Raw genomic sequence first — 11,430 nt, 5'->3', positions numbered from 1 at the left:
AAAGCCCTCTTCGAAGCCATCGAACGCGAGCAAGCCGCCCGCGGAAACTTCTGAGAGATCAGCGCACTCGCGGGATCTTGCGGGTGCTGACGGCGATGCGGTTCCACGCATTGATCGTGAGCACCAGCGAGATGAGCTGGGCCAGTTCGGTCTCGTCGAAATGTTCCTCCGCCTCCTCGTACACCGAGTCCGGGACGAAGCCGTCGGTCAGCACGGTGATCGACTCGGCGAGGGCGAGCGCGGCGCGCTCCTTGTCGGTGTACAGGCCGTGCATTTCCTCCCACGCGCCGAGGAGGAACAGTTTCTGTTCGCTGATGCCGATCGTGCGGGCATCGGCGGTGTGCATGTCGATGCACCACGCGCAGTGATTGATCTGGGAGCAACGGGTGAGCACCAACTCGACGAGTTCCGGGTCGAGGCCCTCCCGGGCGGCGGCGTCGAGGGCGATCATCGCCTTGTAGACGGCGGGGGCCTTGCGTGCGAGGTCGACTCGGGTCTTGCGTTCTGTTGTGGTCATAGGAGAACAGTAAGCGCGGAATAGCCCATCTCCATGGTTCAATTCAAGCATGAAATCTTGGGCCAATTCGGGTCTGGGCCGCGACCTCCATCTCGACCTCGCCGCACCCGCCGGTGGACGGACTTCCGGCGTGCGCGCCGCTCTGGTGTCCGCGCTGCGCGAGTCGATTCGTTCGGGACGGCTCGTCGCAGGCACCACTCTCCCGCCGTCCCGCGCGCTGGCCCTCGATCTCGGCGTCGCCCGCAACACCGTCGCCGAGGCGTACTCCGAACTCGTCGCGGAGGGGTGGCTCACGGCACGGCAGGGATCGGGGACCCGGGTCGCGGATCGGGCACACGAGCCCGCCCACCGTTCGCACACCCGCTCCAGCGCCGCACCCCGGCCCGCGTGGAGTCTGCTGCCCGGTTCGCCCGACGTCGCGGAGTTTCCCCGTGCCGCCTGGATGGCGTCGGCGCGCCGGGCGCTCACCGCGGCACCCCACGACGCGTTCGGTCCGGGCGATCCGCGGGGCCGCCCCGAACTGCGCCGCGCCCTCGCCGAATACCTGGCCCGTGCACGAGGGGTCCGCACCGATCCCGAGCGGATCGTGGTCAGCGCGAGTTCGGGGCACGGACTCTGGCTCCTCGCCCGCGCCGTACGGGGACCTGTCGCCGTCGAAGGGTACGGGCTGCACTTCCATCGCGAACTGCTCGGCGACGCCGGGGCCGTCACCGTGCCCCTGCACCTCGACGCCCGCGGCGCGCGGCCCCCGGACGCGACGGGCACGCGGCTGTCCGCGGCACTGCTCACCCCGGCCCACCAGTTCCCCACCGGAGGTCCGCTCCACCCCAGCAGGAGAACGGCTTTCGTGGAATGGGCGCGCACGACCGGTGGGATCGTGATCGAGGACGACTACGACGGGGAGTTCCGGTACGACCGCCAACCCGTCGGCGCCCTGCAGGGTCTGGCCCCGGAACAGGTGGCGTACCTGGGCACCGTGAGCAAGACCCTGTCTCCCGCGATCCGTGTGGGGTGGATGGTGTTGCCGGAACACCTGATCGACGACGTCCTGGCGGTCAAGGGCGTGTACGAGAGGTGGGTCGGCGCGACGGACCAGCTGACCCTGGCGGACTTCATCGAGCGGGGCGCATTCGACCGGCACGTCCGCAGGATGCGCACCCTGTACCGCCGCCGGCGCGACACCCTCGTCGAGACGCTCGCCGCGCGGGCACCGCACGTGCACGTCACCGGCATCGCGGCCGGCCTGCACGCCGTCCTCGAACTCCCTGCCGGGACCGAGGCGGCCACCGTCGGCCGGGCCGCGGTCCTCGGTCTCGCGGTGGAGGGCCTGCGCACGTTCCGTCATCCGGACGGCCCCGCGGACCGGCCGGACGGGCTCGTCGTCGGCTACAGCACGCCGTCGTCCGCCCGCTTCGCCGCCACGCTCGACGCCCTGTGCCGCGCGCTGCCCACTCCGTGAGCCGAAATTCCTATGGGACTGGTCGGAATGCGTGTCGTGCGGTTACAGTCTGATCCGTGACCGAATCCGGCGTGATCGACTCAGGCGAGCTGCTGACGCGGCGCCGCCATGTCGATTTCGCACTGGTGTGTACCTCGAGGTGTCCGATCTCCTGATCGGACCCGCCCCGGCGTGATGTTCTCCCACGCCGGGTTCTCTCTGCACACCCACGTTTTCGAAGGATTCGTCACTCGTGACCACTGCATCCGTTTCACATCTCACGTCCGTCATCAGCGCCACCCGCGACGCCGTCGCGAGCACCGTCTCGCTCTCGACCTGACCCGCAATCCGACCCCGGTCCGCACCGTGGTCGAAACAGCGACCGGCGACAACTGATTCATCACATCCACTGCACCGAATCCGGAGGACTCCACTCGTGACCGAGAGCATCGATCCCACCGCCAACTGGTCGTTCGAGACCAAGCAGATCCACGCCGGGCAGACGTCCGACGCGACCACCAAGGCGCGGGCGCTGCCGATCTACCAGACCACCTCGTACACGTTCGACAGCACCGACCACGCTGCCGCGCTGTTCGGTCTGGCCGAGCCGGGCAACATCTACACCCGCATCATGAACCCCACCCAGGACGCCGTCGAGCAGCGCATCGCCGCCCTCGAAGGCGGCGTCGCCGCCCTGCTGCTGTCGTCCGGGCAGGCCGCCGAGACGTTCGCGATCCTGAACCTCGCCGAGGCAGGCGACCACATCGTCTCCAGCCCGCGCCTCTACGGCGGCACGTACAACCTCTTCCACTACACGCTGCCCAAGCTCGGCATCGAGGTCTCGTTCGTCGAAGACCCGGACGACCTCGAGCAGTGGCGCAGCGCCGTCCGCCCGAACACGAAGGCGTTCTACGGTGAGACGATCGCCAACCCGAAGAACCACGTCCTGGACATCCCGGGAATCTCGAAGGTGGGTCACGACAACGGGATCCCGCTGATCGTCGACAACACGGTGGCCACACCGTATCTGCTGCAGCCGCTGAAGCACGGCGCGGACATCGTGGTGCACTCGGCCACCAAGTACCTCGGCGGCCACGGCACGGCCATCGCGGGTGTCATCGTCGACGGCGGCACGTTCGACTGGACCCAGGGCAGGCACGGCAACTTCACCACCCCGGACCCGAGCTACCACGGCGTCGTGTTCGCGGATCTCGGCGCCCCGGCCTACGCGCTGAAGGCGCGCGTGCAGTTGCTGCGCGACCTCGGTTCCGCGGTCGCCCCGTTCAACGCGTTCCTCATCGCCCAGGGCATCGAGACCCTCAGCCTGCGCGTGGAGCGGCACGTCGCCAACGCCCAGAAGGTCGCCGAGTTCCTCGAGGCACGCACGGAGGTCACGTCCGTGGCATACGCGGGTCTGCCATCGTCGCCGTGGCACGAGCGCGCACGGCAGCTCATCCCGAAGGGTCCGGGTGCGATCGTGACGTTCGAACTGGCAGGCGGGGTCGACGCGGGCAAGAAGTTCGTCAACGCGCTCACCCTGCACAGCCACGTCGCGAACATCGGCGACGTGCGTTCGCTGGTGATCCACCCGGCGTCGACGACGCACTCGCAGCTCACCCCGGAGGAGCAGCTCGCGGCCGGTGTGACGCCCGGACTGGTCCGCCTCGCCGTCGGCATCGAGGGGATCGACGACATCCTCGCCGACCTCGAGACCGGATTCGCCGCGGCCGCAGTCTGATCCGGTGCCGGGAGGCCGAGACTCGGCCTCCCGGCGTTCAGATCATCGCGCGCATCATCCCCTGCGGTTCGCCGCCGAGTTGGGTGAGCGCGCTCGCGTGGTTGGTGGGTCCGGGCACGTGGACGGCGTGAGCGAGACCGGCGTGCGCGTCCCGCCAGAACCGTTGCATCGGCGTCTTGTAGTGCAGCGCGCCACCGCCGGCGCGCGCGAAGATCTCGTCGACGGCACGCACCGCACGCCAGGCCGCGGCGATCTGGGTGCGGCGTCCGATCGCACGCTCCTCGAACGTGATCTCCTTGCCTGCGTCGACCTTGTCGTAGAACCGGTCGGCGGTCTCGATGAGGGAGACCCGGGACGCGTTGATCTCGGCGGCGGACTCTCCTATCGCACTGAGGACGTACGGGTCCTCCTTGATCTTCTGGCCCGTGATGGCGACGCGGTCCTTCTGTACCGCGATGTGACAGGCCAGCGCGCCCTCGGTGATGCCGATGACGGCGGCGGTGATGCCGAGCGGGAACATGCAGGAGTAGGGCATGTTGAACAGTGGTTCGGGCCTGCTCGCCTCCTTCTGCGCCCGCCCGTCCATCACCTTCGACGCGTTCAACGTCCGGTATCCGGGGACGAAGGCACCGTCGACCACCAAGTCCTTGCTTCCCGTTCCGCGCAGTCCGATGACGTCCCACGTGTCCTCGACGATCTGATAGTCGGTGCGCGGCAGAATCACGTGCAGCGACGACGGCGGCAGCGCGATGCCACCCTCGCCGTCACCGACCATCGCCCCGAGGAAGGCCCACCGACAGTGGTCGGTTCCCGAGGAGAACGACCACCGACCGTTCAGGACGTAACCGCCGTCGACCGGTGTCGCGACACCCATGGGCGCATACGGCGACGCCATCCACGTGTCGTTGTCCTCGCCCCAGATCTCCTCCTGCACCTGCGGGGCGGCGAACGCCAGTTCCCACGGGTGCACGCCGACGACCCCGGCGACCCATCCGCTCGCACCGTCGAGTGCGGCAATAGCCATGACGGTCTCGGCGAATTCGCGAGGGTGGACCTCGTAGCCGCCGTACAGCTTGGGCTGCAGCAACCGGATCGCCCCGGAGTCGCGCAGGAGCCCGGCGGCGGTGTCGGTGAGTCGGCAGTCCGCCTCCGACCGGACGGCCTGCCCGCGGATCTCCTCGGCGACGGCGTCGATTCTGTCGAGAACCCGACCCATCGGAACTCCCCTTCCGCCGTTGCTAGAACACGTTCTAGTCAATATAGCCCCGGCGCGACGATTCCGAGTCGATCCACTCTCCGCACTTGAAAGTTCGTACCACCTAAATCTATAGTGCGGAGATACGAATCAACAGGTAGATCTGCGCGACGAATTCAGGAGCTCCGTGAGCATCGAGGCCCCCCGCCCTCTCCTCCCGCGCCGCGCACCCCGCCGCAAGGGCAGCCTCCGAACGGTCGCGCTCCTCGGGCCCGCGTTCGTGGCGGCCATCGCGTACGTCGATCCCGGCAACGTGGCCGCCAACCTCACCGCGGGCGCGAAGTACGGATACCTGCTCGTCTGGGTCCTCGTGCTCGCCAATGCCATGGCTGTGCTGGTGCAGTACCTGTCCGCCAAGCTCGGGCTGGTCACCGGCAAATCGCTGCCGGAGATGCTGGGCACCCGACTGCGGACCGGCAACCGTCGTGCGTTCTGGTTGCAGGCGGAGGCGATGGCGATCGCCACCGACCTCGCCGAGGTGATCGGCGGCGCGATCGCACTCAATCTCCTGTTCGGCGTTCCCCTGTTCGTCGGCGGCCTCATCACGGGTGTCGTGTCGATGGGCATCCTGTCGATCCAGAGCCGCCGCGGTCAGCGGACGTTCGAGTTCGTCGTAATGGGACTCCTCACGATCATCACCGTCGGGTTCCTCACCGGACTCGCGTTCACCGACGTGTCGGGCCCGGACGCGCTCGCCGGTCTCGTGCCGCGGTTCGAGGGCACCGAGACGGTGCTGCTCGCCGCGAGCATGCTCGGCGCCACCGTGATGCCGCACGCGATCTACCTCCACAGCGCCCTCGCACGCGACCGGCACGGGAACGACCTCGAAGGCCCCCGCCTCGCGCGACTGCTGCGGGTGACGAAGTGGGACGTGGTCGGTGCGCTGATCGTGGCGGGTGCGGTGAACATCGGCATGCTGCTGCTCGCCGCGTCGGCCCTGCGCGGCATTCCCGGCACCGATTCGATCGACGGCGCACACGCCGCCATCCAGAACTCGCTCGGCCCCACCGTCGCCGTCATCTTCGCCGTCGGGCTGCTGGCCTCCGGCCTGGCCTCCACGTCGATCGGCTGCGCGGCCGGCTCCGAGATCATGTACGGACTGCTGTCGATGCGCATCCCGTTGCTGCTGCGCCGGGTGGTCACCCTGATTCCCGCACTGGTCGTGCTGGCGGTTGGCGTCGATCCCACTTTCGCGCTCGTTCTCAGTCAGGTGGTCCTCAGCCTGTGCATCCCGTTCGCGGTGGTCCCCCTCGTGCGGATGACGTCGGACCGCGATCTGATGGGCGTCCACCGTAACGCGACGGCCACCACGGTCGCCGCCTGGGTGGCGGCGTCGCTGATCGTCGTGCTCAACGTGTCGCTGCTGTGGCTGACGTTCACGGGTTCGAACTGATCACTCGTGCCGCGGTGCACCGGACACGACACGCTGCAGCGCCTGCAGGTCCTCGGACAGCATCCGGAACATCCAGTAGGCCCCGACGAACGCGACGACGCTGCCGACGCACAGGACGCGGAGCGCGACGATGACGCGGGGCAGGTCCTCCGGAGGAATGAACGTGGCCCCCGCGATCCCGAGCAGCGGCACGGCGGCGGCCGCGGCGAGGAAGAACGTGCTGCGCCGTCCCAGCCGCTTCAACATCCGGGCGTCGGCGGCACTGATCTCGCCGTGCCGCAGGAAGACCGGGTAGAGGCAGCGCACGGCAAAGAAGTTCACGAAGAAGAACGGGTAGACCACGGCGATCGCTCCGCAGACGAGCTGGGACGCGGTGAAGTGGACGACGGTGTTCCACGGAACCTCGCTGCCGCTCACCTCGAGCGTGATCGGCACGATGATGCCGGTGACCACCCACAGCCCGAGACACAGCAGGGCGCACCGCTGACCGAGCAGCAGAGTGTCCTTGCGGGCGCGGGCGAGTTGGGCGCCGGTGTACACCCTCCCGCGGCCCAGACCGCCGGCCACCGCCGTCAGGTAGAGCACCATCGACAGTGTGCCCACGGTCCCGATCAGGAACGCGATGGTGTAGTCGATCCGGGTGATTCGCTCGAAGCTGTCCTGCGCGTCGGGCGGAAGCTTGCTGATGATCAGCGTGGTGTTGTGGTGGTAGCTGTACAGGATGGCCAGCAGATTGGGAACTGCGATGGCCAGGAACATGATCGGGTGCGTCCACCGGCGCATCCGCAGGCGCGGGCTCCCCGGCGGTGGATCGACCAGATCCCGGGCGTGCGCGTCGAGGCAGACATCGAGTTGCTGGGCGAGTTCGGCCCCGGACGAGAACCGGTCCCTCGGTTCCGGCGCCAGCAATTTCAGCAACACTCGCCGCAGCGCATTCGGGCAGTCGGCGGGCAACTCGGCGACTGCCGGTTCGTCGTGCCCCCGGCGCCGGGCGAGCATCGCGTCGAGGGTGGTGCGGTCGCCGGGCGGGCGGGAGTGCAGCTCGGCGTCACTGTCGTCGAAAGGTCTTGCGCCGGTCAGCAACTCCCACAGGACGACGGCGAGCGAGTACAGGTCGCTGCGGGTGTCGAGATCGGCGGGTGTGCCCGGCCGGTCCGGGTGGATCGCCTCGAGCTGTTCCGGTGACATGTAGGCCAGCGAGCCGCCGAAGTACGCAACCGGGCTCGCGCCCGCGAGGTTGCCGCTGAAACTGATGTTGAAGTCGGCGAGCTTCGGGACGCCCTCGGCCGTCAGCAGCACGTTTGTCGGTTTGACGTCGCGGTGCAGAACGCCGTGCGCGCCCGCGTAGTCGAGCGCCTGCGCCAGCCTCCGGCCGAGCCAGGCCACCGTCTCGGGCCAGGTCAGCGTCGCGATCTCCTGGCGCACACGAGATTCGCTGGGCCGGATCTCGCCCCTGCCGACCAGGGCCCGGTCGATCGCGTCCAGCAGCACGGCGCCGCTGCGCGATTCCGGCGGCGTCTCCCGCACCCGCCCGACCACGTCGAGCAGCGTTCCCCCCGGTACGTACTGCATGTACAGCAGGCGCAGGTCGCGGCCCGCGAGAAGTCGCTGATCGAAGACCCGGACGATGTAGTCGTGGTCGAACTGGGCCAGGGTCTGCGGTTCGGTGCCGCGGTCCTGAGAGATCTTCACCGCGACCATCCTCTGCAGCGACCGCTGCCGGGCGAGGAACACCCGCGCGAACGCGCCCCGGCCGAGAACGGTCATCAGGTCGAAGTCGTCGATGCGCCTGCCTACCTCGAGGTCGTCGAGCGAGCCGGGGCTCGCCGACTGGGTCATCTCCCCGTGATGGAGCGAAGTGCTCTGGTATTCGCCGGTGCCGAGCAGTTCTTCGAGTTCGCCCGCCTGCGCCGGGAAGCTCAGCGTGTACTCGTTCGCCTCGACCGACTCGCCGCTGCGCCGCCGGATGTGGAACTCCTCGTACAGCAGGTCCGGTGGCAGCGGCCACCGCCGCAGTTCGGGCAGCTCCTCGCAGTATTGCGCCAGCCGTTTCGGGTGGTCGCCGCGCAGCCAGCGGTTCTCCAGATCGACCTTGATCAGTTCGATGAGCGTGACCCGGCGAAGGGCCGGGGACGCGGGCAGATAGGCGACCAGATCGGGCGCGGACGACGAGGACTCCCAGGCACTGGCGAAGCGCGCGACGGCGTCGCCGACCGCCGTGTCCGACACCCAGGCCTGCTCGGAAGCGGCCGGTGAACCTCGCCGGGAGGGCATGAAAGCCATGGTAGCGGGCCACGCCCGTCCGACTACTGCAGTTCCGACACCGGGGTCGACGGGTCGATGGTGACGCCGATCCGCGACAGATTGCCGTGCAGCACTTGCCAGATCGACACCTCCAGGAACTCGGCGAGGTCGTCGCTGCCGAGCGCCGACTGCGGGTTGCTCAGCCACCGGTTGACGCTGGCATCGACGAGTCCCACCAACCCGAACGCCAGCGACTCGGCCAGGTCGGAGTTGCCTGCGACCGCGTCGAGGACCGTCGCGAGCAGACCCGACAACTGGAGCGCGATCGCGGTCTTCGTGCCCGTCACCACACGCGAGCCGGTGGTGCGCCTGCTCGGCGATCCGGTGCCGAGGAACTGGTGGAGTCGCGGGTATTCCACGATCCACCGCACGTACGTCTCGACCGCGCGCGCGATCGCCTCGCCGACGGTTCCCTCGGGGGTCAACGTGGGCGCGAGGTCCGCCATCAGCCGTTCGATGATGCGACCGCGCAACTGCTCGTCGAGGTCGCCGCGATCGGTGAAGATCCGGTAGACCACCGACCGCGGCACGTCGGCGCGGTTCGCGATCTGCTGAACACCCACGTCGGGGCCGTCCTCGTTGACGGCCTCCATCGCGGCGTCGAGAATCCGGCTGCGGCGTTCCGCCTTGTGGTCCTCCCAGCGCGTGGCGCGGCCGTCACCCTGGGGCGACGCGGCGGTTTCCACTTTGTCCGGCATCGCTCATACGTACCTATCCGCGATCAGTGCCCGGCGGGAAGCCACCGGTCGCGATGGGTCCCCACTCGTCGATGGTGATCCGGATGAGGCTTTTGTTCTGCTTCCGCATGGCATCGCGGTACTCGTCCCAGTCGGGATGCTCGCCGGAGATGCCGCGGAAGTACTCCACCAGCGGTTCGAGCGCGTCGGGCAGATCCAGTACCTCGGCCGTGCCGTCGATCTGCACGTAGGCGCCGTTGAACTCGTCGGACAGCACGCACACGCTCACGGCGGGGTCGTGCCGCACGTTCGCGGCCTTGGCGCGCTGGGGGTAGGTGGAGACGACGATTCGGCCCTCCGAGTCGAGTCCCGACGTCACCGGGGAGATCTGCAGGCCGCCCGAGCGTTTCCGGGTGATCAGCACGCTGCGATGGCGCGGGCGGACGAAGTCGAGCAACTCTTCCCTCGTGACACGGTCTGCGGTGGCGACGGCCATGGTGCACCTCTCCTCTGCTGCGGTGGTTCTTCCCGGACTCACCTTAGGCCCCAACCCAGTCCTCAGACGTCTGAGGACTGTGCTAGCGTCGGCGCATGGCCGGACGTCCCACCCTCCGCAGCGGACCGCTGGTTCCCCAGCTCGAGGAACTCCTCACCGCCCGGATCCGGGACGGCGAGTGGACGCTCGGCAGCCGCATCCCCAGCGAGGCCGAACTGGCCACCGAACTCGGTGTCGGCCGGTCCTCCGTCCGCGAGGCCGTTCGGCTGCTCGCTCGCGACGGCCTGCTCGACGTGCGGCACGGCGTCGGCACGTTCGTCGCACAGCCCCCCACGAGCGGTGCGGGACTCGGGAAGCTGCTGCGCCGCGCCCGGCTGCTCGAGGTGTACGAGGTGCGGCGCGCCCTCGAGATCGAGGCCGCCCGGCTCGCCGCGGAACGCGTGCGCCCCGAGGACCTCCGGCGGCTGCGCGAGCAGCTGTCCACCCGGCACGACAGCACGACCGCGTCGACCGCCGTGTTCGTCGCGGCCGACCTCGACTTCCACGCCGCGATCCTGGAGATCGCAGGCAACTCCATCCTGTCCGCCCTGTTCGATTCGATCCGGCCGCTGCTCGTCGACGCGCTGGCCGAACTCGTCGACCACGAACCGGGCAGGCCCGACACCAGCTGCGCTCACGACGATCTGGTGCGCGCACTGGAAGCCGGCGACGCCGAGGCGGCCGTCGCCGCCACCGCCGCCAACCTCGACCCGACCATGTCGATTCTGCGGAAAGGCGGAAATCAGTGACCACCCCGGATTCGGTCGTCAGCATCGAGCACGTCGACCTCGTGCGGAGCGGACGGTATCTGCTCAGCGACATCAGCCTCCGCATCGAACGCGGACAGCACTGGGTGCTGCTCGGCGCGAACGGCGCGGGAAAGAGCACGATGCTGAGCATGCTCGGCGCGGTCGCGCACCCGACGCGCGGCACCGTCCGCGTCCTCGGCCACCAACTGGGCCGGGTCGACATGCGCGAGTTGCGCGCCCACATCGGGCACGTGAACCCGCGATACCGGATCGACGCACCCCTGGCGGTGCGCGACGTCGTGCTCACCGGCCTCACCAACACACCCGACTTCGTGCCGAGGTGGTCGCCGTCCGCGGAGCAGATCGCCCGTGCCGACGAACTGATCGCCTCCCTCGGCATGCAGAAGCACGCGGACGCCCTGTGGCCCAACCTGTCCCAGGGTGAGCGTGGCCGCGCCCTCATCGCGCGGGCCCTGATGGCGGAACCGCAACTGCTCCTGCTCGACGAGCCCGCCACCGGACTCGATCTCGCGGCGCGCGAACAACTCCTCACCGCACTCGACGAACTGCGCGAACGCTACCCGAGCCTCGCCAGCATCCTCGTCACCCACCACCTCGAGGAAATCCCCACCACCACCACCCACGCCGTCCTCATCCGCGACGGCCGCGTGATCGCACAGGGTGACGTGGCGGACGTCCTCACCACCGCCACCATCAGCGAATGCTTCGACCACCCCATCGAGATCCATCGGCAACGCGGACGGTGGATCGCGCAGACGCGGGTGCCCGAGCCGGTCGGCTAGCCGCCGGCCGTACTCGCCACA

At 68.9% G+C, this 11,430-nt stretch carries 10 protein-coding genes; 5 read left to right on the top strand and 5 right to left on the bottom strand.

All coding sequences use genetic code 11. The features are described from left to right. Positions 1-58: 58 nt before the first annotated feature. Positions 59-517, bottom strand: a complete 459-nt coding sequence (locus tag P3H15_RS30810) for a carboxymuconolactone decarboxylase family protein (RefSeq protein ID WP_276140685.1) — start codon at positions 515-517, stop codon at positions 59-61. A 49-nt stretch (positions 518-566) separates the two neighbouring features. Between P3H15_RS30810 and P3H15_RS30805 the strand changes: the two genes are divergently transcribed. Together P3H15_RS30805 and P3H15_RS30800 are read left to right on the top strand one after the other, a co-directional pair. After that, complete coding sequence (locus P3H15_RS30805) at positions 567-1,976, top strand: PLP-dependent aminotransferase family protein (RefSeq protein ID WP_276140684.1); 1,410 nt, start codon at positions 567-569, stop codon at positions 1,974-1,976. Between the two features lie 415 nt (positions 1,977-2,391). Continuing rightward, positions 2,392-3,693, top strand: a complete 1,302-nt coding sequence (locus P3H15_RS30800) for a bifunctional o-acetylhomoserine/o-acetylserine sulfhydrylase (protein ID WP_276140683.1) — start codon at positions 2,392-2,394, stop codon at positions 3,691-3,693. A gap of 37 nt (positions 3,694-3,730) precedes the next feature. Here P3H15_RS30800 and P3H15_RS30795 read toward each other — a convergent pair whose 3' ends face one another. Next, positions 3,731-4,909, bottom strand: coding sequence for a hydroxylase (locus P3H15_RS30795; RefSeq protein ID WP_276140682.1), 1,179 nt, complete (start codon positions 4,907-4,909; stop codon positions 3,731-3,733). A 166-nt stretch (positions 4,910-5,075) separates the two neighbouring features. Between P3H15_RS30795 and P3H15_RS30790 the strand changes: the two genes are divergently transcribed. After that, positions 5,076-6,341 carry an Nramp family divalent metal transporter gene (locus P3H15_RS30790; protein WP_276140681.1) on the top strand — a complete coding sequence of 422 codons (1,266 nt, stop codon included), beginning with the start codon at positions 5,076-5,078 and terminating at the stop codon, positions 6,339-6,341. Here P3H15_RS30790 and P3H15_RS30785 read toward each other — a convergent pair whose 3' ends face one another. Genes P3H15_RS30785 through P3H15_RS30775 form a run of 3 tightly spaced genes read right to left on the bottom strand, consistent with a single transcriptional unit; the run spans position 6,342 to position 9,818 of the window. Continuing rightward, positions 6,342-8,624: a serine/threonine-protein kinase gene (locus P3H15_RS30785; protein ID WP_276140680.1), complete on the bottom strand. Its 2,283-nt coding sequence runs from the start codon at positions 8,622-8,624 to the stop codon at positions 6,342-6,344. Positions 8,625-8,647: 23 nt separating this feature from the next. Next, entirely contained in the window at positions 8,648-9,343 is a 696-nt protein-coding gene (locus P3H15_RS30780) for a TetR/AcrR family transcriptional regulator (RefSeq protein WP_276140679.1), read from the bottom strand. A gap of 13 nt (positions 9,344-9,356) precedes the next feature. Then, on the bottom strand, positions 9,357-9,818 hold the full coding sequence (locus P3H15_RS30775; RefSeq protein WP_072944705.1) for a PPOX class F420-dependent oxidoreductase: 462 nt from the start codon (positions 9,816-9,818) through the stop codon (positions 9,357-9,359). 95 nt (positions 9,819-9,913) lie between these two features. Here P3H15_RS30775 and P3H15_RS30770 point away from each other — a divergent pair, with 95 nt between their 5' ends. Both P3H15_RS30770 and P3H15_RS30765 read left to right on the top strand, forming a co-directional pair. Continuing rightward, positions 9,914-10,606 (top strand): FadR/GntR family transcriptional regulator, encoded by a 693-nt coding sequence (locus P3H15_RS30770; RefSeq protein WP_276140676.1) that lies wholly within the window; start codon positions 9,914-9,916, stop codon positions 10,604-10,606. Beyond that, positions 10,603-11,409 carry an ABC transporter ATP-binding protein gene (locus P3H15_RS30765; protein WP_276140675.1) on the top strand — a complete coding sequence of 269 codons (807 nt, stop codon included), beginning with the start codon at positions 10,603-10,605 and terminating at the stop codon, positions 11,407-11,409. Before P3H15_RS30770 ends, P3H15_RS30765 begins: the two co-directional genes overlap by 4 nt. Positions 11,410-11,430 lie beyond the last annotated feature (21 nt).

The sequence above is a fragment of the Rhodococcus sp. T2V genome (assembly GCF_029269925.1).
GTDB lineage: Bacteria > Actinomycetota > Actinomycetes > Mycobacteriales > Mycobacteriaceae > Rhodococcus_F > Rhodococcus_F koreensis.
Note: the sequence above shows the minus strand (reverse complement) of the source record. Positions and strands in the feature narration are given on the sequence as shown.